At 53.6% G+C, this 21608-nt stretch carries 22 protein-coding genes; 10 read left to right on the top strand and 12 right to left on the bottom strand.

Annotated elements, in window-relative coordinates:
• Positions 1 to 3: 3 nt before the first annotated feature.
• The 5 genes from fabZ to SIB79_RS01305 all read right to left on the bottom strand — a co-directional run bounded on the left by fabZ (position 4) and on the right by SIB79_RS01305 (position 5394).
• Positions 4 to 459 carry a 3-hydroxyacyl-ACP dehydratase FabZ gene (fabZ, locus tag SIB79_RS01325; RefSeq protein WP_196757610.1) on the bottom strand — a complete coding sequence of 152 codons (456 nt, stop codon included), beginning with the start codon at positions 457 to 459 and terminating at the stop codon, positions 4 to 6.
• On the bottom strand, positions 456 to 1313 hold the full coding sequence (lpxC, locus tag SIB79_RS01320) for a UDP-3-O-acyl-N-acetylglucosamine deacetylase (RefSeq protein ID WP_063403612.1): 858 nt from the start codon (positions 1311 to 1313) through the stop codon (positions 456 to 458). The genes fabZ and lpxC overlap by 4 nt, the downstream gene beginning before the upstream one ends.
• Positions 1313 to 3601, bottom strand: a complete 2289-nt coding sequence (locus tag SIB79_RS01315; protein ID WP_063403611.1) for a BamA/TamA family outer membrane protein — start codon at positions 3599 to 3601, stop codon at positions 1313 to 1315. The genes lpxC and SIB79_RS01315 overlap by 1 nt, the downstream gene beginning before the upstream one ends.
• Before the next feature lie 69 nt (positions 3602 to 3670).
• The gene (gene purC, locus SIB79_RS01310) at positions 3671 to 4399 is read right to left on the bottom strand and encodes a phosphoribosylaminoimidazolesuccinocarboxamide synthase (protein ID WP_063403610.1); all 729 of its coding nucleotides are present in this window, start codon (positions 4397 to 4399) and stop codon (positions 3671 to 3673) included.
• Complete coding sequence (locus tag SIB79_RS01305) at positions 4396 to 5394, bottom strand: hypothetical protein (protein WP_063403609.1); 999 nt, start codon at positions 5392 to 5394, stop codon at positions 4396 to 4398. The genes purC and SIB79_RS01305 overlap by 4 nt, the downstream gene beginning before the upstream one ends.
• A 101-nt stretch (positions 5395 to 5495) precedes the next feature.
• Between SIB79_RS01305 and purD the strand changes: the two genes are divergently transcribed.
• Positions 5496 to 6812 carry a phosphoribosylamine--glycine ligase gene (gene purD / locus SIB79_RS01300; protein ID WP_063403608.1) on the top strand — a complete coding sequence of 439 codons (1317 nt, stop codon included), beginning with the start codon at positions 5496 to 5498 and terminating at the stop codon, positions 6810 to 6812.
• Between the two features lie 24 nt (positions 6813 to 6836).
• The gene (locus SIB79_RS01295; RefSeq protein ID WP_063396289.1) at positions 6837 to 8894 is read left to right on the top strand and encodes an ATP-binding protein; all 2058 of its coding nucleotides are present in this window, start codon (positions 6837 to 6839) and stop codon (positions 8892 to 8894) included.
• A 56-nt stretch (positions 8895 to 8950) separates the two neighbouring features.
• Here the strand turns inward: SIB79_RS01295 and kaiC are convergent, their stop codons facing one another.
• Together kaiC and kaiB are read right to left on the bottom strand one after the other, a co-directional pair.
• Positions 8951 to 10450 (bottom strand): circadian clock protein KaiC, encoded by a 1500-nt coding sequence (gene kaiC, locus SIB79_RS01290; protein ID WP_063403607.1) that lies wholly within the window; start codon positions 10448 to 10450, stop codon positions 8951 to 8953.
• Positions 10451 to 10516: 66 nt separating this feature from the next.
• Positions 10517 to 10888, bottom strand: a complete 372-nt coding sequence (gene kaiB / locus SIB79_RS01285) for a circadian clock protein KaiB (protein ID WP_063396291.1) — start codon at positions 10886 to 10888, stop codon at positions 10517 to 10519.
• Positions 10889 to 11037: 149 nt separating this feature from the next.
• Between kaiB and SIB79_RS01280 the strand changes: the two genes are divergently transcribed.
• The 5 genes from SIB79_RS01280 to SIB79_RS01260 all read left to right on the top strand — a co-directional run bounded on the left by SIB79_RS01280 (position 11038) and on the right by SIB79_RS01260 (position 14127).
• On the top strand, positions 11038 to 11436 hold the full coding sequence (locus SIB79_RS01280) for a hypothetical protein (RefSeq protein WP_063403606.1): 399 nt from the start codon (positions 11038 to 11040) through the stop codon (positions 11434 to 11436).
• A gap of 118 nt (positions 11437 to 11554) precedes the next feature.
• Positions 11555 to 11956, top strand: a complete 402-nt coding sequence (rplU, locus tag SIB79_RS01275) for a 50S ribosomal protein L21 (protein WP_063403605.1) — start codon at positions 11555 to 11557, stop codon at positions 11954 to 11956.
• 42 nt (positions 11957 to 11998) lie between these two features.
• On the top strand, positions 11999 to 12265 hold the full coding sequence (gene rpmA / locus SIB79_RS01270; RefSeq protein ID WP_011825214.1) for a 50S ribosomal protein L27: 267 nt from the start codon (positions 11999 to 12001) through the stop codon (positions 12263 to 12265).
• Between the two features lie 63 nt (positions 12266 to 12328).
• Positions 12329 to 13291 (top strand): tRNA pseudouridine(55) synthase TruB, encoded by a 963-nt coding sequence (gene truB, locus SIB79_RS01265; protein ID WP_063403604.1) that lies wholly within the window; start codon positions 12329 to 12331, stop codon positions 13289 to 13291.
• 71 nt (positions 13292 to 13362) lie between these two features.
• On the top strand, positions 13363 to 14127 hold the full coding sequence (locus SIB79_RS01260) for a YebC/PmpR family DNA-binding transcriptional regulator (RefSeq protein WP_063403798.1): 765 nt from the start codon (positions 13363 to 13365) through the stop codon (positions 14125 to 14127).
• A gap of 425 nt (positions 14128 to 14552) precedes the next feature.
• Here the strand turns inward: SIB79_RS01260 and SIB79_RS01255 are convergent, their stop codons facing one another.
• On the bottom strand, positions 14553 to 15377 hold the full coding sequence (locus SIB79_RS01255) for a glucosamine-6-phosphate deaminase (RefSeq protein ID WP_063403603.1): 825 nt from the start codon (positions 15375 to 15377) through the stop codon (positions 14553 to 14555).
• A complete protein-coding gene (locus tag SIB79_RS01250; protein ID WP_063403602.1) occupies positions 15378 to 16796 on the bottom strand; it encodes a SpoIID/LytB domain-containing protein in 1419 nt (472 codons plus the stop codon).
• Between the two features lie 123 nt (positions 16797 to 16919).
• On the opposite strand from SIB79_RS01250, the gene rnz reads away from it, so the two are divergent.
• The 3 genes from rnz (at position 16920) to SIB79_RS01235 (ending at position 18855) form a co-directional block, all read left to right on the top strand.
• Complete coding sequence (gene rnz, locus SIB79_RS01245; RefSeq protein WP_063403797.1) at positions 16920 to 17876, top strand: ribonuclease Z; 957 nt, start codon at positions 16920 to 16922, stop codon at positions 17874 to 17876.
• Positions 17877 to 17945: 69 nt separating this feature from the next.
• Entirely contained in the window at positions 17946 to 18458 is a 513-nt protein-coding gene (gene psbV / locus SIB79_RS01240) for a photosystem II cytochrome c-550 (RefSeq protein WP_063403601.1), read from the top strand.
• Positions 18459 to 18723: 265 nt separating this feature from the next.
• Positions 18724 to 18855: a hypothetical protein gene (locus tag SIB79_RS01235; RefSeq protein WP_268873544.1), complete on the top strand. Its 132-nt coding sequence runs from the start codon at positions 18724 to 18726 to the stop codon at positions 18853 to 18855.
• Positions 18856 to 19703: 848 nt separating this feature from the next.
• Here SIB79_RS01235 and SIB79_RS01230 read toward each other — a convergent pair.
• The 3 genes from SIB79_RS01230 to prmA form a co-directional block, all read right to left on the bottom strand.
• Entirely contained in the window at positions 19704 to 20123 is a 420-nt protein-coding gene (locus SIB79_RS01230; protein ID WP_041385151.1) for a hypothetical protein, read from the bottom strand.
• A 113-nt stretch (positions 20124 to 20236) separates the two neighbouring features.
• Positions 20237 to 20536 (bottom strand): ferredoxin, encoded by a 300-nt coding sequence (locus SIB79_RS01225; protein WP_011130797.1) that lies wholly within the window; start codon positions 20534 to 20536, stop codon positions 20237 to 20239.
• 164 nt (positions 20537 to 20700) lie between these two features.
• A complete protein-coding gene (gene prmA, locus SIB79_RS01220) occupies positions 20701 to 21606 on the bottom strand; it encodes a 50S ribosomal protein L11 methyltransferase (RefSeq protein ID WP_063403599.1) in 906 nt (301 codons plus the stop codon).
• Positions 21607 to 21608 lie beyond the last annotated feature (2 nt).

Here is a 21608-nt window from a genome sequence, read left to right as displayed (position 1 = left end):
TCCTCAGTCCACCAAGGAAAACATCAACTCACCAGAGCAAACCAGCTGGCCCTCCACCCTGGCTTCGCCCCTGACCTTGCCAAAGCGCTGCCGCTTCAAGCTAAGCAGCTCGCAGCTAATCGTGAGCTGATCTCCTGGCACCACCGGACGGCGAAAACGAACTGCATCAATACCTGCAAACACGAATAACCCCTTGGGCAGATCTGGCATCTGGGCCACGATCAAACCACCCACCTGGGCCATCGCCTCAACAATCAAGACCCCAGGCATCAAAGGACGACCAGGGAAATGACCCTGGAACTGAGGTTCATTAAGGGTCACATTTTTGATCGCAATAGCCCGCTGGCCAGGTTCATGGAGCACAACACGATCAACCAGTGCAAACGGATAACGATGAGGCAGCAGCCCCATGATCTGCTCACTAGTCAACACAGCAGTATTAGGAGAGGGATCGGTCAAGAGACAGTCACAGGACAGACGGCAAGGAGAGCATTCGCCAGATCGTTATGGAGTCCATGGGAGCCCCGATAGACGAGAACCTGAGCCTGAGGGAATCCCACAAGTGCAAGGTCTCCGATCAAGTCCAAGAGCTTATGGCGCACTGGTTCATCAGCAAATCGCAGTGGCGGGTTCAACCAGTGATCACCATCACAAACCAAGGCATTGTCGAGAGCACCTCCCTGGATAAGGCCCGCCGCCAAGAGCTGATCCACCTGTTCGCGAAACCCAAATGTTCTCGCCGGAGCAATCTGTTCCGTAAACCCCTCTGGAGTGAGCTCAAGCGCCATCATCTGATGACCAATAGCAGCTTGTGGGAAATCAATCACACCAACAACATTGAAGCGCTCGGCAGGTGTCGCTGTGATCACACTGCTACCGCGATGACACACCAAAGCACGCTCAAGCACGAGCGGATCGGCACGAGGGGTTGCAGCAGGAGTAAGGCCCACCTCTGCTATCGCCTCCACCCAGCCCAGAGCTGAACCATCAAGAAGCGGTATTTCCTCACCACCAACCTGGATCTCCACATGGGTCAAGCCACAGCCAGCCAAGGCCGCAAGTAGATGTTCCACCGTGCCTAAATGGCGGTCGCCCAGTTCCAAAGTGGTGCAAAGCTGACTATCGCGAACCTGATGTGGCCCCAAAGTGACTGGTGGGTCGCTGTTGTCCAGCCAGGAGACATGGAAGCCAACTTGCGCCGAAGGCTGTAAACGCACTTCGGCGACCTCCCCACCATGAAGCCCAATACCTCGTCTTGAGACAGCTCCGCCTAGGGTCCAAGCACGGTCATAACTCGTGGGCCAAAAAGCCACTAGAACTTCCAGCCAACCCCGAGATTAAAGCGCCACTCATCGGTGAAATCCTGCGTTGCCACCTCAAGGCGCAATGGCCCTACTGGAGTGGTAACAATCAGACCAGAACCGATCGAGAATCCAGAACCAGGCTTGTCGAGAAGTTTGCCTGGCTTACCAGGAACATTCTCTTGAGAACCTAAATCAGTACCGCCATCAACGAAAACCTCACCAGAGACGATATTCCAAATCGGGAATCGATATTCAATCGTCGCTTCAACAAAGCTTCGTCCCACAGACAAATCACAATCACTCCAACCTCTTACAGAATTAGATCCACCAAGACAGAAGGCTTCATAAGGAGGCAGATCGCCTAAAACTGTGCCTGCCTTAACCTGAAAAGCAAGGGCCTGAGGACAATTTTCCGGTTCCCCTGGCTTAGGACGGCAGCCCTTGGCAAGTTTCAACCAATTAACTGGAATGAAATGTGTATAGCTAGTCCGAAGACGATTAAAAGTCGGTGAATGCTCCCCAACAGATACAAATTGCTCAGTGCCAAAACTAAAGAAGTTGCCAGAAGTTGGATTACGAGGATCATTCAAATTGTTATAAGTAGCCGCAACTCTTACACCAAGAAGATTGTTTTCATCTGCACAATCAAAGGCGATACAAACTACATCCTCATCAGGCACTTGGCCATGCTTAATGTCATCACTTGCGACACCATAAGGGCGACTATCACCAGAGAAGTTAATCGGGCGAACCTTTTGAATGTTCAAACCAGCCAAGACATTCCATGGGGCCTTCTTGTAAGGGTCACCTCCATTTAGAGGCCTTGCAAAAATTATATTGCCGCCAATTCTTTGCAAGGCAACAGAGTTACCCTCATAGTCAAACCAGCTGTACTGTGGATATTCACTCTCAGCCTTTGAAACGGAATCAAATTTTCGACCAGCAGGGTTATCAGTCTTATTAATTTGATAAGCGTAATTTGAATTGCCATCATAGTAATCTTTAAGGGTGCGAATATTGCCATTATTTTGGCTCTGAAAAACTTGCGGCACCTCACGACTGAGGAATAAAGAGGTACGGAATGATGTGCGGTGGGCATCACCCTTAATCCATGGATCGGTAAATGTAATGCTTCCCAAGCCTCCATACTGACCATAAGTAATGTTCAATGCCATATTCCAGGCACGACCAAAAAGATTGCTGTCCTGAAGTTGTATCTGGCCAAAGACACCCTGACTCTGGCTATAACCCAGACCACCTGACAACGAACCGGTGGACTGCTCAACAATGCCAAGAATGATTGTCACATTGCCAGGTTCACCAGCAACCGGTTTCAAGGTGACTTTGACATCACTGAAAAGAGATGTGCCATAGAGACGCTTAATATCAGCCTCAAGCTGATTTCGATTAAACACTTCGCCAGGCTTGATTGATATTTCTCGTGTAATCACCCAGGGCTTGGTCTTGCCATTAATCGGCTCACCCTTCTCATCGATGGAATCACCTTCCTTATTGAGGAACTGCACTTCCACCCCTGCCACCGTGCCCTGGGTCACCTTGAGCTGCACCACTCCCTCTGGAGAAACGCGCGTAGGACCGGTGACCCGAGCCAGGGAATAGCCCTCGTTTGCGTACCACTGCTGCAACTCCTTCATACGAGCCTGCAGTTCATTGAGATTGAGAGTCCTGCCGTAGTCGGGGCTGAATGTTTCCTCAATCACAGATTCAGTAAGCTCAACATCAGGTGGATCAAGTTCCACTTTGGTGAGCAATGGATTGGGCTGCACCTGCACCACGAGCTGAACCCCTAAAGGGCCGTCACTCGGCTCAATACGCACATCAGAAAACCAGCCCGTGGCGTAAATCGCATCGAGATCACGTTTGAGCTCATCTCGAGTCACACGACTACCGGGACGCACAACCATGGCGTCATAAGCGGCGAGTTCTACACGCTCTTGCTCCGGATGGCCTGCAATCCCTTCGATGATCACCTCGGTGATCAAGACACGAGGCTCCTCAGGCAACTGTTCAGATGCGTTGAGAGGCAGCTCTTGCTGCTCAGCAGGGGTGACCTGAATCTGCTCGACCTCGAGGCTTTCCTCGACGACGCCTTCAGGAGTGGCCACCTCCTCCACCTGGACATCATCGTTAACCAAGATCTCCGTAGCTGGGGGCTGAGTGTCCTGCTCGGGTGTCTGAGCGCGCGCAGGAGCAGCAAGAAGCGGCAAGGTCAGAACCAGGCCAAATGCACCTCGCCGCAAGGCATCCGAGGGTCCGCTAGATAGGAAGCTGGCCATGGGTGATAAGAATCCGGCTACAAAGCCGCCAAATGTGCGCTGACATTACCTGCAGTTGAAGGGATTAGCTCATACCCCTTGGACCCGTTTGAGGATCTCCCCGTAGGCTTCAATCACTCCACCAAGGTCCTGACGGAAGCGATCCTTATCCAGGATGCGGGCCTGGGGGTCGCTATTTCGATGGTCCCAAAGCCTGCAGGTATCAGGACTTATTTCATCCGCCACCAGCAGAGTGCCTGCACTGTTGAGTCCAAGTTCGAGCTTGAAGTCCACCAACAACAGGTCCAAGCTCTCAAAAAATGACAGCAACAGCTGATTCACCCGACGGGCCAACTGTTCGATCTCTAAACGCTGCTGCGAACTGATTAATCCAAGCAGCTGCAGCCTTGATTCGCTCAGCAAGGGATCTCCCAAATTGTCGTCCTTGTAGTAGAGGTCCAACAAAGCGGGCGAAAGCTCAGTACCAGCCGCAATCGGCGTTTGTTGACAAAGCGATCCAGTCGCCACGTTGCGAATAACAACCTCTAGGGGAATCACATCAACATGCTGAACAAGCATCCAGGTTTCGGCGGCTAGGCCGAGGTAGTGGGTAGGCACCCTCTCGCGCTCAAGCATCTCGAACAGTCGTGCCGAGATCTGACAGTTCAGTCGCCCCTTGCCCTCGAGTTCAGCCCGTTTAAGTGCATTAAACGCCGTGGCGTCATTCTTGAACTCCACCAACACACGATCAGGCTGATCCGCAGCGAAGACCCTTTTGGCCTTGCCCTCATAGAGCAGAGGGCCGTGATCTGGCGTCATTTGAATTCTGATGGAACTGAAACAGGAGGCGCACTTTGATGCGCTTCAACAGCAGCATGGCCGCCAGGCTGACGCGGCGAGCGCAGCTCTTGCTCTAGCAGAGTTGCAGCATCCTGCTGATCTAGATCCCCCCGAACCAACTCCCACAGGGTGTAGCGGTCATCGAGGCGATTAGCGAGACGCTCTAGACGTTGTCGGGGCCTTAAGCCGTCACCACCCGCTGCTAAATCGAACTTCAATTGCAATCGCAGCAAGTCTTCTGCCAGCCCCCAAGCTTGATCTGCAGCCGCCTGGTCAAGGGCTGATTCCAACAGTGTTGAGTGCTGATCGTTGCCTAGAGCTTGAAGCAACTCAGCGGCCAGCGCAAGACGGCGGGCCCCCAATGCGCCACGCTCACGGCCAGCCAACAGCACCATGACCGCCTCAGCCGAACGATCCAGGGAAAGCTCATGTTCCACCAAGAGATCAAGAGCAGCGCGAGTCAGAGGCAGGCCATCGTCTCCATAGCCAACGATGAGCTGCTCAAAATTCAATGACGTGAGATCACCATTTGCCAGGCGTCGCAGAGCGAGGGCCGCCTGAGCATGATCCAAAGATGCGTTGGCCGCCTGCCAGGAGAGCAGCAACCAAGCGCGACGCTGACTGCCTGGCGCTGGGCTGATACGACTGAGCACCGTCTGCGTGCTAGCTGGAGCCTTGCAGACCATCAGTGCTTCAGCATTGGCAATCACAACCTCAAAGGGTTGAGGTGCAGGAGCAATGTCAATCAGGCGATTACGAAGTTCCTGCAGACGCAAGTTGAAGCCAAACAGGGCTGCGTCAGCACAAGCTGTTTTGAGCTCTGGTATCGCCCCATCAAGCAACACTTGCCGATAAACCAGTTCAGCCATGGGCTCCGTAGCGGGAGCACGGGGATCAGGCGCTGAATGAAGAGGCGCAGCCTGACTAACGGAAGCCAGCAACAGCACAGTCAGCGGCAGCGAATGAATCCCCATGGAGTTGAGTCGTTCAACAAAGATGGAAGAGGGCAACGGATTCCTCTGACGAGATCCGACCTGCTCAAACCTAGGGGGCTTCCCCGTCCCTGCTTGTTCCTATGGCCATGTCCAGCACCCGTCCCCATCCTCTCCCCCCTTTAGAGCGGCTGCTTGTTGTTGGCAGTGGTGGGCGTGAAAACGCCCTTGCATGGGCACTACGACGCTGTTCCGGTATAGAAGACGTCTGGGTCACACCAGGGAATGGGGGCACAAAAGAGCACAGGGGCTGTGGGTGCCTGACGATCGCAGAAACCGACGTCAATGGCCTGATTGATGCCTGCCAATCGCTTCAGATCGATCTAGTGGTAATAGGGCCGGAAGCTCCACTGGCCGCTGGCGTGGCTGACGGACTGCGCAAGGCCGGGCTAGCTGTATTTGGGCCAGGGGCCGAGGGTGCCCAGCTGGAAGCCAGCAAAGCCTGGTCCAAAACCCTGATGGCTCAAGCCGGCGTGCCAACAGCAAAACACTGGACAGTGAGCACAGCAGCAGACGCTCTGAGCGTGCTGAATCAAGTGCAACAACCCTTGGTTGTTAAGGCCGATGGTTTAGCAGCAGGCAAAGGGGTCTGCGTGGCCGACAGCATCGAAGCAACAGCTGAAGCGATCCAGGAGGTCTTCAGCGGCCGATTCGGAGCTGCCGGTTGCCAATTGGTGCTTGAAGAGCGACTAGAGGGGCCAGAAGTATCCGTCTTCGCACTCTGCGATGGCGAGCAATTGTTATTGCTGCCCCCTGCACAGGATCACAAACGTCTAGAGGACGGCGACAGGGGCCCTAACACCGGGGGCATGGGGGCTTATGCCCCGGCTCCCCTGCTCGATGCAGCAGGACTCGACCTTGTGCGCAGGGTTGTCCTTGAGCCAACCCTTGCGACCCTGAAGCAGCGAGGCATCGACTATCGAGGTGTCATCTATGCCGGATTGATGCTCACCCCCTCTGGGCCGCAGGTGATTGAATTCAACTGTCGCTTCGGCGATCCCGAATGCCAGACCCTCATGCCACTGATGGGTCCAGAGCTGGCAAAAGTTCTGCAGGCTTGTGCACTTGGTTGCCTCGATCAAGCACCAGAGCTATTGATCGAGGACTGCTGCAGTGCATGTGTCGTGGCAGCAGCAGCGGGCTACCCCAATGCACCCCGCAAGGGTGACCGCCTCAACATTCAGCTGCAGCCAGGCCCATCCCTACAGCTTTTCCATGCTGGCACCCGCTGCACTGAAGAGGGAGATCAACTGACCAATGGCGGCAGAGTGTTGGCGGTTGTAGCTCAAGCAAACGATTTTGATCAGGCCTTCTCAAACGCCTACCAAGGTCTTGATCAGGTGCATTTCGAAGGGATCACTTACCGCCGGGACATCGGTCACCAAGTGCGCCAGTCCTAGGGTGAAGAGACGCTGAATGGGTTGATGGCCAGCAGTACTTCGCAAGCCATCGCAGAGTGGGCTCCCCCAGGAGATGGCCAACCCCCACCAGAGCCACCCGGCTGGGGGGAACGCATCTATCTCTGGTGGGCAGAATTCAGCCTGCAAACCAAGTTGTTGGCAATCGCCACACTGGTGGTAAGCCTGCTGATGACAGGCGTCACCTTCTTCGTCCTCAACGGCATCCAAAGGGATGCAGGGATGAATGACACGCGTTACGCCAGGGATCTAGGACTCCTCCTTTCCGGAAACGTCACTGAACTTGTCGCCCAAGGACGTGACAGGGAACTGGCAACTGTTGCCGAACAATTCTGGCGCTCGCGCAGCCTTCGTTACATCTTCTTCGCCGACCCAGATGGCTTGATCTATCTGGGAATCCCCATTAGCGCTTCCCCTGTCAGCGGTGATAACGATCTGCAACTCAACCATCGCTTGGAACTGCCAGCAGAGCTGCCATCACGACCAGAAAACGCACTGATTCGCCAGCACCTCACCCCTCAAGGTCAACTCACCGATGTCTTCGTTCCACTGGTGTGGAAAGGTGATTATCTGGGAACACTGGCTCTGGGGGTCAACCCCAACGACACAGCTCTTGCCAGCGCGGCTCTCACGCGACAGGTGACGATTGCCGTCTTCATCTCCATCTGGGTGCTTGTAATTCTCGGCGCCGTTTTCAATGCTCTAACGATCACGCAGCCTGTGAAGGAGCTGCTGCGGGGTGTAAGGGCCATTGCTTCCGGCAATTTCGAAGCTCGAATCGCTCTACCGATGGGAGGAGAACTGGGAGAACTCCTGAATGGCTTCAACGCCATGGCCTCCCAACTGGAGGCCTATGACGCCGCCAATATTGAAGAGCTCACTGCCGCCCAAGTGAAGCAGCAATCGCTGATTGCCACGATGGCCGATGGCGCTTTACTGCTCGATGAAGTTGGACAAATCGTGCTGGCCAACCCAACAGCACGGCGGCTATTTCGCTGGGAAGGTCGAAATCTTGAGGGCCAGGAACTGCTCAATGAGTTACCAGAGATCATCGCAAACGAACTGCATGATCCACTTCAATCTCTGCTGCGCAATATCGGTGAAAGTAACGATCTGCGTTGCAGTCTTGAAGAACCATCACGCACACTTCGCATCGTGTTGCAGTCAGTACGTGATCAAAGCGGTGAAACCCTTAAAGGCATCGCAATCACAGTGCAGGACCTCACAAGAGAAGTGGAGCTCAATGCAGCCCAAAGCCGCTTCATTAGCAACGTTTCACATGAACTTAGAACACCACTGTTCAATATCAAAAGCTATGTAGAAACACTGCATGATCTCGGTGATCAACTCAGCGAAGAAGAAAAGAAAGAATTCTTAGGTGTTGCTAATTCCGAAACCGATAGGCTGGCTCGACTCGTTAATGATGTACTCGACCTTTCGCGATTGGAATCCGGACGGACCGTGCAGTTCGAGCCCATGGATCTTCGCCCTGCCATCGAGCAAACCCTACGCAACTATCGGCTTAATGCAGATGACAAGCAGATTCATATTGAGTTCAATACAGATGATGAGCTACCAACAATCCTGGGAAATTGGGATCTATTACTCCAAGTGCTCGACAATTTAGTCGGCAATGGGCTCAAGTTTAGTCGTGCTGGTGGAAGCCTGATGGTGCGAGCCTACACATGGCCTGATAGCTGCAAAATGTCTCCAATCGAGAGCAGCAAATCAGCACCACATTGCGAATTTTTCTCACCACTCCCCAAGCTCCGCGTAGAAGTTTCGGACACAGGCCATGGCATCAATCAGGATGACCAACAACATATTTTTGACCGCTTCTATCGTGTGGAAAATGCCGTGCATACAGAAGCCGGCACCGGTCTTGGACTATCAATCGTGCGCGGCATCATCGAAAAGCATGGCGGCCAAATCCGAATGGCCAGTGAGGTTGAGCTGGGCACAACCTTTTGGTTTGATCTACCTCTTGAGCAAACAGATGCCGACGAGCTTATCGTGCAATCAGTACGAACAACTCGGCAACAAGAACAGGGTTTAGAACTCTAATTCAGCAAATAAACTGAATCAACCATTGGCTTTAAGGCCATTACATCGAAGGAGCATTAAGCGCGTTCGTCGTCAGCAATACGATGAGGAGCACCACTGAAGATCCGTTCGAAGTTAGAGAATGAGTCTTTAATCTGTGGGCCATTATCAGTAATAACATACTCACGAATTCTCTTGTCGTGCCAGGAGCCACGCATCTTGAATACATTCACAGCTCTGGCCATCTCGCCGCGGATCTCCACATACTGAAGCAGCAGAATAGTATCTGTGATTGTGGAGATATGGGAGTCAGTAATCGAATGACTTCCCATAAACTCTTCAGCAGTATTGGTAAAGAATCCCGCTATTTCCTCCTGCTTTGCATAACCTGTTACTCCGATCACAAACTGCCTAAAGGCGTTGAGGCTCACGCCACGTGCAAGGGCCGAAAGTGAATCAATCGCCATCCTCGATGGTTTGAATTGTCCAATCTCCGTTTTAATAATCTCCAGATGATCTTCCAGACCAGTCGACTCTGGATAAGCACAAATAATCTTCAACAGGCCTTCACTTTCCATCTCTTCAAAATCAATCCCCCAACTGGTGGCATTACGCAGCAGTTGGGCTCGCGACTCCTCATAGGCAAACAAAACCGCGCGTTCCTTATTTCGGAAAGCATCCTCAATAAACTTCGACACCAAAAGGGTTTTACCAGTGCCCGTTGCACCAGTAACAAGAATGATCGAATCCTTGAAGAAACCTCCACCACACATCTCATCAAGATGAGGAACACCAGAACTAATCCGCACGTTGGAGGAACGCTGCGTAAGCCGCATTGCGCCTAAAGGAAAGACGCTGACGCCTTGGGTGCCCATGGTGAATGGAAACTCACCCTTCATGTGAGTTGTGCCACGTAACTTGAGAATCTCAACGGTACGTCGACGCTTCTCAGTCTCAAGAACATTGCGTAGGATGACGACGTTGTCGGAGACAAACTCCTCTACCCCATAGCGTGCAATTGGGCCATATTCATCAATCCGTTCTGTGGTCATTACGGTGGTAACGCCAATCACCTTAAGACGTGCAATCAAGCGAAAGATTTCCCTACGCACCACAGAAATTGCGTCGTACTGTTGGAAAACGGCTGTCATTGAATCGATTGCCACCCGTTTCGCTTTATATTTAACAATGGCATAATTAATCCTTTCAATTAACCCTGAAAGATCAAAGCTGCCTGCAACATCCTGACCATCAGGATCCGGTGAAGCATCGAGTATGAATAATTTATCCTGCTCCACCATCTCTTGAAGATTCCAACCAAAGCTGACGGAATTTCGCAAAATATCTGATGGAGACTCTTCAAAGGTCACGAAGATTCCAGGCTCATCGAACTGGGTAATGCCGTTGTGTAAAAAATGAAGTGAAAAAACTGTCTTGCCTGTACCCGACGTGCCACTGATCAGCGTGCTACGCCCCGTCGGCAAGCCGCCATGACAGATGTCATCAAAACCTTCGATCCCAGTAGGCAGCTTCTGCACCTGCATCTGGGAGGAGCCACCGGCACTAAAAGACTGCATAGCTAGGACGTTCTACTCAAACGCTAGAGAGAATCAGCCCTGGAACAAAGCGCTGCACCGCGAGCCTTAAGAATCTGGCGACGCAATGTCATCGTCTGCCAACGTATCGAGCTCCGCTGAGCCGAGCATCTCCTCAGGAATCTCGTCATAGATCTCGTCATAGAGGAGGTCAAGACCAATCAAAACCCGTTCGCGATCTGAGAGGTCACCAATGATCCTGCGCACCGGTGGCGGCAGGATCTTGGCCAAGGTTGGTGTCGCCAGAATTTTGTCTTCCTCTGCAAGCTGAGGATTCTTGAGCACATCGATCACCTTGAGCGCATACACGCCACGGAACTCGTTCTCGAGAATGTCGCGCAGAGTTTTAAGCGCCCGCATCGAATTAGGGGTATTCCCTGCGACGTACAACTTGAGGATGTAGGTTTTTCTTGGGCTCATAATTGCATCTCAGAAGCATCTTCTAAATCGGAACTGATTGATATCAACAAAAGGGGTACTTCTGCGGAAAGCGAGTGTTGAAGCATCACTCAAAGGTGTTTTGCTAGATCGAGCAATGCGAACAGAACGCCCGGCGATGACTCTCTCTCATGCAACTCAAGTCTGAACTCTTGCCAGAAAGCGTCAATGAGATCCATATGTATCTCCACAACCTAGGTGATCGATCAAACAGCAAACAATGCCGATCAACTCGCGATCTAGGGCCAGGGGAACAGCGCAAGAATCTCGAAAATCACTCATGCTTCGATCTCTGCATCAACGAAAACCTCTCCTCAAGACAACTGAGGCTGCAACAAGCTGATCAGAGACTCTCTAGGCCTGCGAGCACAACATCCTCAGGCAGAGCAGGGCTGGCAAAACACCAATCACAGCAAACATCAAAGAATGCTGGTGTGTTGCGCCGCAAGAGAAGCAATGATCAAAGTCGGCTTCGCTCCGAGGTTTTGACGCTCAGGGATCAGCGTTCAATCTTGACTAAAGGCGCCTAAACGCGGGAAAATATTTGTTTGACCCTCGATTGCGAGTCAGGCCAAATCGGTCAAAGTGGTGCGGCGCTTATCAGCCCAGCTCTGCAGATTCCGAGCCTGAACGCGTCTTAAACCACCCATGGCCGAGAAACCCGCTGCAAAGCAAAAAGCCGCTGCAGCCAAAGCTGAAGCTAAAGACCAAAGTGATTCATACGCCATCGTTGAGGCCTCTGGCCAGCAGTTTTGGTTGCAACCCAACCGTTACTACGACCTAGACCGTCTGCAAGCGGCTGTTGATGACACCGTCACCCTTGAGAAGGTACTGCTGATCAAGGATGGCAAGAATGACGCCACAGTTGGCCAGCCTTACGTGAAGGGCGCCAGCGTGGAACTGAAGGTGATGGACCACCGCCGTGGCCCCAAGATCATCGTCTACAAAATGCGCCCCAAGAAGAAGACAAGACGCAAAAATGGACACCGCCAAGAACTCACGCGAGTGATGGTTCAATCCATTTCAATAGACGGCAAAGCACTCAGCTAACCACCCCCTCCATACACTGCTCTCAATACCGCTTAAATCACCATGGCTCATAAGAAAGGCACAGGCTCCACACGCAACGGCCGCGATTCAAATTCCAAGCGTCTTGGCGTGAAGGCCTATGGCGGCGAAACCGTTACAGCAGGGTCGATCCTGATTCGCCAACGCGGCACCTCAGTGTTGCCAGGGGTGAACGTTGGCCAGGGCAAAGACGACACCCTCTTCGCTCTAACAGATGGTGTGGTGACCTTCGAAAGCATTCGCCGCAGCCTGCGCAACCGCAAGCGCATCAGTGTGGTTGCCTCCAGCTGAGCAATCTCAGCCTTTGCAGACAATGCGGGCAGCAGCAGTCACAAACTGAACGCTGCTGATCAGGTGACTGTTCCCTTCGGCTTTGTGGTGATCGACAAGCCTGCTGGGCTCACCTCCCACGACTGTGTGAGCCGAATGCGGCGCGTGTTTGGCCTCAAGCGCGTGGGCCACGGCGGCACGCTTGATCCTGCCGTAACAGGAGTTTTGCCCATCGCCCTAGGGCATGCCACCAGGCTGCTGCCCTATCTACCCGGCGCCAAGAGCTATCGCGGCAGCATCCAACTGGGCCAACGCACCAGTAGCGACGATCAACAAGGGGATCTGATCTCCAAGCAAGCCTGGCCTGAATTGAACACAGCAGAGATCGAGACCTATCTCGAGCCGTTTCGCGGCAGGATTCAGCAACGGCCACCGCAAGTTTCAGCCGTGCATGTGCAAGGGGAACGCGCCCATGCACGTGCCCGCAGGGGAGAAACGATGGAAATTCCAGCGCGAACGATCACGATTGATCGCTTGCAGCTACTCAGCTGGAACCAACAACTGGGCCAAATCGACTTCAACGTGCATTGCTCATCAGGCACATACATTCGCTCTCTCGCACGAGATCTAGGCGAATTAATTGGCTGCGGCGCTTGTCTGGGGTGGTTAAAGCGAACCAAGGCACTGGGGTTTCACGAGCAACAAGCCGTACCACTACCCGATCGAGACAATCCAGCCCTAACGACTCCGCCTGCTGTGTTGGCGCCACTCACGGCCCTTGCACACCTGCCAAGACTGCAACTCAACGAAGAAGAACAGGAGAGCTGGAGCTGCGGGCGACGCATTACCGCCCATCCAGATCAATGCCAACCAGCACCCAAACCTCTGGCCTCTGATCAGCAAGAATCTGATCCAAACCAAACTGAGCCAAGCGCAAACAAGCCCATGCTCGTGGTGCTCGACTGCAGAGGCGAAGTTTCCGGCATGGCCTACTGGGAAGACAACACAACACTTAAGCCCAAAGTTGTGTTCAACGCACGGGGATGATCGCAACACTGTCGTTCAACGCGAACGTCCCTAGCGTTGATGGTCAAGCAACGACCTCATCAGCCTCCGCCATGGCCGGCCATAGCAAATGGTCTCAAATCAAACGCAGCAAAGCGGTGGTGGATGCCAAGCGAGGTGCTGTGTTCACCCGCCTAGCACGCGAGATCACTGTGGCAGCGAGATCCAGCGGAGACCCAAACGGTAATTTTCAACTGCGTACCGCAATCAACAAAGCCAAAGCCGCAAGAATGCCTGCGGCCAATATTGAGCGCGCGATTGCAAAAGGCTCCGGCCACGACCAAAACGGCGCATGCCAACTGGAAGCCATCCGTTATGAAGGCTATGGCCCTGGAGGCGTCGCGGTGCTGGTCGAAGCGCTCACCGACAACCGCAATCGCACGGCCGCAGACCTACGCCTCACCTTCAGTAAACACGGCGGCAATCTGGGCGAAAGCGGCTGCGTGGCCTACTTGTTTGAGCAACGCAGCGAAGTGTATTTGAGTGCGCAGTCTGCACAAGATGGGGGCAAGGTTTCAGAAGATGCACTGCTGGAAAACCTGCTGGAGCTTGAAGCTGATGGCTATCAATTGATCGACGATGGCGCTGTGGTGTATGGCCCGTTTCATGCTCTAGAAGGCCTGCAGGCTGGGCTCAAGGATCAAGGCTGGATTGTTGAGGGATGGGAACACTGCTGGAGACCACTCACCACGATCAGCCAAGCAGATAAAAAAAGCGAAGACCAATGCCTGCAATTGCTGGATGCACTAGATGAGCTCGACGATGTGCATCAGATCAGCTCAAACCTAGAGAGCTGGCAAGACACAATGGCGAGATAACTAGGCAGCAGCACCACCACCACGACGACTGTAACGACATGAGAAGGGGATAAGACGGCCAAAAAAAACCGCTGATGCCGTGATCACGACACCCAGCGGTTTCAGTTGAATGCTGAACAGTGATTCTTAGAACTGGAAGGTGACACCACCGGAGGCACGCCAATCAGTGCCGCGGTTTGAATCCCAGAACTCAAGACCGCCACGGCCATACAACTTAAATATAGATACTCTCATTTATTAACTTTACGAGAAATATTATGTACCAGAGTCAACATTGACCCAATAAATTATCTATGGCCTAATGCCTCACTGGCATTAAATCAAATGCCAATCATCTGCTTTTACTGTTTTCTCTCTTTAGCTCTTCCCTAAACAAGGATTTACGCTCCTTCTTGGAAAACAAGATCATTATCTTCAATCCAGCTTTAGCTGAAATTCGCTTCAGGAGCTATCTCTCCAATAAGAGCTGCTTGATCTGCCCAAAGTGAAACCCGAGGATGATTGCGCAACCAACTTGCTGGCAACTGTTCAGTACATGGCGAATTAATTAACGCCTTGAGAATCTCTGCCTTGGCTTCACCCGTCACGATCAGATGAATCTCATCAGCCGCGAGTATTTCTTTTAATCCAAGCGTGAGTGCTTGAGATGGCACCTGGCTGGGATCACCACCAAAAGCAGCAGCATTCTGTTGCCGGGTGGACTGCGATAACGCCACCACACGGCAAGCCGCCGCTGGGCCACAAGGCGGCTCATTGAAGCCCACATGGCCATTCCTGCCTAAGCCCAGCAATTGCACACCAACACCACCAAAACTCTGCAATTGAGCGGCATAACTGCCAGCCTGCTGCTCTGGATTGATCGCCTCGCCATCGGGAAGATGCAACTGCTGCGGGCTCAATTGCAACGGCTTGCCTAAATGACGCGCCATATAGGCCGCAAAGCTGCGCCGATCAGCTGCCCCCAAACCCACATACTCATCGAGATTGAAGCTGCACCAGCTGCGCCGCAGATGCTCCAGCTCATCAGCTGGCCAACGCTGTAAACGGGCCACCAATTCGGCATAGATCGGCACCATCGTGCGGCCAGTGGCCAAGCCAAGCGGTTTCGGCCTCTGCTCCCCCAGCCGCTGCCTTAGATGCCCCTCAAGTGCATCAACAACCGCTTCCACAAGGCTTGGCAGGTTCTCTCGCACCGTGATCGTGCTCGCGAACCCTTGCTCAGAGGCGACAGAAGGCCGCAAGAGGTTCAATTAGGCGTCTCCCATTCTCTCAACTATTCCAGGCTGGCGAGAGCGCCACAGGAAGGCCAAAGAGGAATTCTGTAGCTGGCGATAGGGAACAATCTCTACGCCTCGGTAGTAGTGATTGAGGATTTGGCGGAAATCTGCACCCCGTTGCGCCAGGCCATGGGCACCCCACTGACTCATGCCCACGCCATGGCCAAAACCTTGCCCCATCGCCAGCAACATCAGCGGCTGATGGCGCGAACGGCGTGTTGAGCGAACCGGCAGCGATGGCAAAGGCGGCGGCGGAGTCAAGCCGATGAAACTGGCATTGGCATCAACGCTGGGTGCAAACAAGCTCTTGCCTGTTGCGCCATCACGCCAAGACCCCATCAACACCGTGCCAGCCCCAGCAGAGTTGCGTTTTCCAAGGCTGTGCACAAAGCGCTGACGGCCAACGCCTGCGCCAGGCTTTGCTGACTTCGAGGCAAGCATTTCAAAGCGCACCAAGGTGCTCTTCAACCCCAAACGCTGGCGCAGCTGCTTGCCGCTCAGCAGCAAATCACCACGAGGCCCCTGCACACGAGCCTGGCGAATTCTGCCCGTGCCCGTGGTGCCCAACACATCAATGCTGCTCACACCACCGGTTTCGCGGAACGCTCTTCGCAACTGATGCGGCTCAAACCACACGTCCCACTGATGCACAGGGCTGTGTTGATCGTGGTCCGGCACGCTGACCAGATAAGGCAGCTGCTTGCTCCATACCGCCCCGCTGGCTTCTGTTGCCCCGCCAGAGCTGCTGTGAAAAACAGCATCGATCAACTTGCCGCCATGCACTAAAACCAGCGAATGGGTGCTTTCCACCGCCTTCAGGGTGTTGGCGGTTTCAGATTCCACACCGCGATATACCTGACTGGCAACGGTGGCCTTGAGATCAAAACCACCTGCTTTGCCTTGTTGAGCGAGGGCATAGGTGCGAGCGGCCACCGCCTGGGCCTGCAGTGCAGCCAGAGGCCAGGATTCCGGCATCTCACTGCCCACCACACTGGCCAGATAGTCCTCCACGCGCAGGTGGTTCACCACCTGCAAGCCTGCATCAACAGATCGAACCCTCAACTCACCGCGATAGCGACGCTTGCCCAGCCATATCCCGCGTGGGTCTGCACTGCGAACCCTGAGCTCACGCTGCAAAGCAAGCGATAGCGATCGCCGCGACCGCCCCTCAAGGGTGAGCCGCAGCTGACCGCGCTGCTTGCGAACAGAAAGCGCCCTCAGCCTCTGCTCCCTCGAACCCAGGCCTGCCACAAGCAAAGGCTGCTCAGCATCAGCCCGCAGACGCAGAGCTGATGCTTCCAGCACCAGCACCCGCATCACTGGCTCCTGCACAGCAATCACCTCGGCAGCAGGGCTTACGGCCGTGAGTGTGACCCCGCCGACCAATCCCATAGCCCATAGCGGCGCTGGCAAAGCCAATCAACATGTTCAACAAGGACATTCAGTGTGCCCCGATCACAACAACCAGGCCAGGCCCCAAGCCATGGCAGCATGGTCTTTGGGGTGTGCAAGGCCTTGCAGGTCACCTTTCTCGGCACCAGCTCGGGCGTACCGACACGAGCCCGCAATGTTTCTTCCGTGGCTCTGCGGCTGCCCCAACGTGCTGAGTTGTGGCTGTTTGATTGCGGAGAAGGCACTCAGCATCAGTTCCTGCGCAGCGATCTGCGTCTGTCTCAACTCAGACGAGTGTTTGTTAGCCACATGCATGGCGACCATGTGTTTGGCCTGCCGGGTCTGTTGGCCAGCCTCGGCCTATCCGGCAACAGCAACGGAGTGGATCTCTACGGCCCCGATCCACTGGAAAGCTATCTGCAAGGCGTGCTGCGCAATAGCTCCACCAGGATCGGATACCCCCTCAAGGTTCATCGCGTGCGAGACGCAGCAGAGCAGAACCTGATTCTATTTGAAGACAAAGACATCCTGGTGCGCTGCACCCCGCTGACTCATCGCGTGCCGGCCTACGCCTATCGCGTGGAGCAAAAACCCAAGCCAGGCCATTTCAACCTTGAACGAGCCCAAAGCCTCGGCATCCCGCCAGGCCCCGTCTATGCCGCCTTAAAGCGTGGGGAACAGGTCAGCCTCAATGATGGTCGCGTGGTGGATGGCCGGGACTTCTGCGGACCAGATCGCCCAGGCGCCAGCATCGTGTTCTGCACCGATACGGTGTTTTCAGAAGCTGCTGTCTCGCTAGCCGCAGGCGCAGACCTGCTGATCCACGAAGCAACCTTCGCCCATAGCGAAGCAGAAATGGCTTATCAGAAGCAGCACTCCACCAGCACCATGGCGGCCCAAACAGCTGCCGAAGCCGGCGTCGGGAAACTCGTATTGACCCACCTCAGTCCCCGCTATGCGCCAGGCAATCCGGTCACCCCAAATGACCTGCTACGAGAAGCTCAAGCGATCTTTTCGAACACCATCCTCGCCAAGGATTTCCTCAGTTTTGAAGTCGCTCCGCGCTGCAACAGTTCTTGATTACGGCCCTTAGAGCTCCCGCCCCGTGATACAAGGTGTTGTCGCTTCTGTCAGTAACTGGCGTATTCCATGGCCTCTCTCTTTGCATCCCTGGGACGGTCCCTGATCAAACTATTGATCGTGTTGCCCGTAATAATTGGCTTGAGCATTAGCTCTCCGGCCATGGCTGCCCAATGGGATGCCGAGACCCTCACCGTTCCCGCAGGCACAGGCGGACAGCAGGTGACCTTCACCGAGTCAGAAATCAAGAGCGCTAGCAAGCTCTTCAAAAGCAACTGCGCCACCTGCCATAACCAAGGCGTCACCAAGACCAATCAAAACGTTGGTCTCGACCTTGAGGCTCTCTCACTGGCATCACCTGCTCGTGACAACGTGGACGGCCTGGTCGAATTCCTGAAAAATCCCATGTCATATGACGGGGAATACAGCATTGCTGACACCCACCCAGGCATCAGCAGCAGCGATGTCTACGTGCAGATGCGCACGCTCAACGATGAAGACCTGCGCCTAATCGCCGGTTACATCCTCACGGCTGAGAAAGTACAGGGCGACCAATGGGGTGGTGGCAAGATCTACTTCTGATCGCTTAAGAAGCAAAAACAATCATGGGATCTCAGCCAAAGCTGGGGTCCTTTTTTTTGCCTAAAAAATTGGCAGTGATCACGCTCGCCAGAGTCTTGTCTTCAATCGCAATTTAAAATCAATAGCGATCTAAAACTCCAGTGTTTGTTCCTGTCGTGATCGCTGATTGAACAAGCTGATTGAGAGATATCTCTTCTAGGAGACAAGGCTTGTCAGCTGTGCACTCTCAACCTCCCAGGGGAACTAGCAAATCGCCCTAGATCAAATGAGCAGGTTGCAGGCGAGGGTCTGCCTCAAGACTGATGCAGCCTGCCCTGTGGCTCTCGAGCGGGGTGGAATGATTGGCTTGAAGGCTTGGCCTGAATCAGGCGCCGATCTTCAGAACAATCGCCTCTGAGAGGCTTCGCCTGCGCTCTAAACAAAGATCTGCTGCTCATAGCTCAAGGATTGCCGCAAAAGACAAGCCTTAAAGCAATCAAGCCTTCTCAACAGCTTGCTCAAGAACCACACCTTGCTTAAGCATTTGGATTGCAGAACTGAAAGCAAAGGTGAGCCATTCAAGAGGGCTCTCTTTAACCTCTAATTGAAGCGACTAATCAGCTAGCCAGCATCACTTCTAGCAGAAACATGGCCTGCAGTTATCAACAAAATTCTTTGGTATCTATAACCAGGAAAAACAAAAATGAGCCATCCATCGAAAGGCGAAGCATGGCGCAATAATACCTCCAGCCGCCAACTGACTGCACATCAATAGATGAACGAACTTCCACATTTCTGACTGTACTTGCAACCGCTAGGGTTGAGAGATGGAGACAAATAAATATCATCCCACTCCCATTCAATCTAAGCATATGAAAGCTATAAGGCAAGTGATCTCATTCCTTCTTGTGTTTAACAGAAAAGCTTCTTGAGATCCAAGCTGTAACTTTTAGAAGAGAATCGAAGTTTGGCTTTGCTCATAACCTAATCATGTTTCAAAAAGGCTTTTACGCAGCCTGTTCAGCACAATCAATAGCAGTTTCCAGGCTCATAATTTTATCAATACGTCCCTTCCTAACAAATCATTTGCTGCTTCTATCCGCATAACTTCGTTCAAAGAAAACTGCTTTGGCTTCTTGTTGATGTGATCCGAAGCTGACAAATGCTCTATCAATAACTTCGATCAGCTTTCCAAGCGAATCGCACTCATGACAAGCTCTCCGTTGATCGAAATGCCAAGCCAGTAGCCAATCAGCCCTTAGCCGATCAACACGATGGGGCCTCTTCGCTTGCATTCAGCATCGAAGCTGGCAGCAGATTTGCGGGGTCCTTTGAGAGCTGCCCACGGCTATACCACCATTCCTGCAAACCCGGCGTCAAGCGCTGAGAAAACAACGTCAGCACTGTGACTGTGGGCTTTGAACCAGGCTGCAATAGCTCGACGACATAAGACGGACAACGACGAGCCGCTAGATCAGCAACAAAGCGCCGGCCCACACGCCGCCAACTGGGCTCCTTGCTCCGCCAGGCAAGGCGACAGCAAGGCCATGGCAGTTCCTCGCGATCAAACAGCCGGCAACAAGAACCGATCACACGAAAACTGTATTGCCCACCAGGACTGGTGTGAATGCTGCCGTGCGCCAACACAACATCGACATCCGCTCTAGCAGGGGCAACAGACGTCACATCTAAAACAGAGTCATCAGCACCACCTTGAAGCAAAAAGCCACCCGCTGAGGGTGGCTGATGGGATCCCGATTCGCAAGCACTGATCGGGAACAGAGACAACTGCCCTGAGCTCAATAGAGCTCTTCCTCAGCATGGGTCTTGATGGTGCAATCAGAGGTTGGATAAGCAACGCAGGTCAACACGAAACCAGCCTCAAGCTGATCGTCGTCGAGGAAACTCTGATCAGACTGATCAACAGAACCACCTGTGAGCTTGCCTGCACATGTGGAGCAGGCCCCGGCACGACAGGAGTAGGGCAGGTCGATGCCCTGCTCTTCAGCAGCATCAAGGATGTACTGATCATCGGGAACCTCAATGGTCTTGTTCAGGCCCTCGCTCTCGCTGATCAAGGTGACTTTGTAGGAAGCCATGGAATGGATGGAAACGCATAGAAATCCAGAAGTAAAACGCCCCTGGACCGCTCCTTCTAACACCCTCCCGGCAAAAATTCAGTCTGATCGTGCAATCTGCCCGGCCAAGGCCAATCAAAGAACGAGTACTGATAACTCTGGCTTATATATAAATTTGCGCAGAATTACCGCTTAGACACATCTAAAAGCCCCCAGCAGCCCTGCTCAGTCAGGCTATTCACCCGCCATCCCAGCGCCTCCAAAACCATCTGAAGCCTTGGCGCTTGCTTCACCAGCAAACCACTGAGCAAACCTCGACCATTGGCACTCAACAACTGATCAAAGCTTGGAGCCAAAACCTCAATCACAGGCGCCAGGATGTTGCAGAGCAGCAGATCGGCGGCCTCTCCCTCTAGCTGCGCTGACAAAGCCTCCACAGAACCATGAACAACCCTTAAACGATCTAAATCGAGCTGATTGAGCTCTGTATTAGCTCTAGAGGCGCAGACAGCCTGGCAATCCGTATCAGCGGCCAGCACCTGTCTAGCTCCAAAAGCAAGTGCGGCGAAACCCAACACCCCACTGCCACAGCCGAGATCTGCAACCCTCAAGCCCAGCGGTGGGTTCCTCTCCAGCGCCTCCAGGCAAAGGCGAGTGCTTGGGTGGCTGCCAGTACCAAAAGCACTGCCAGGGTCTAGTCGCACAACAAGCCGATCTGCATACTCCTGCGGCAGATCCAACCAAGCCGGCAAGATCAACAGACGCTGCCCCACCGGATCGGGTTGCCAATCTTCCTTCCAGTTCAAACTCCAGTCTTCATCGGCCACCTCGCACCAAGTGGGGTTGGCTAATTTCAGGCCAAACGGTTCTGCCAGAGGACGCAGGTTGTCCATCAGCTGATCTCTGTCCGACTCGGACCACTCAGACGATGGCAACCATGCCAAAAGAGTGCGCTCAGAGTTCTCAGGCGCATGTTGAACAGCAAGTCGGCAGAGACCCAGATCTGTCAGCTTCCAGATGAGCGACTCTTCCAGCTCAACTGCAATGGGCAGAGAAAGACGCCACCAGCGCAGAGCAGCAGCAGAATTCATCT

Source organism: Prochlorococcus sp. MIT 1342 (assembly GCF_047304495.1).
Classification (GTDB): Bacteria; Cyanobacteriota; Cyanobacteriia; order PCC-6307; family Cyanobiaceae; genus Prochlorococcus; species Prochlorococcus marinus_D.
The sequence above is the reverse complement of the archived record's forward strand: the minus strand, read 5'-3'. Positions and strand labels throughout refer to the sequence as shown.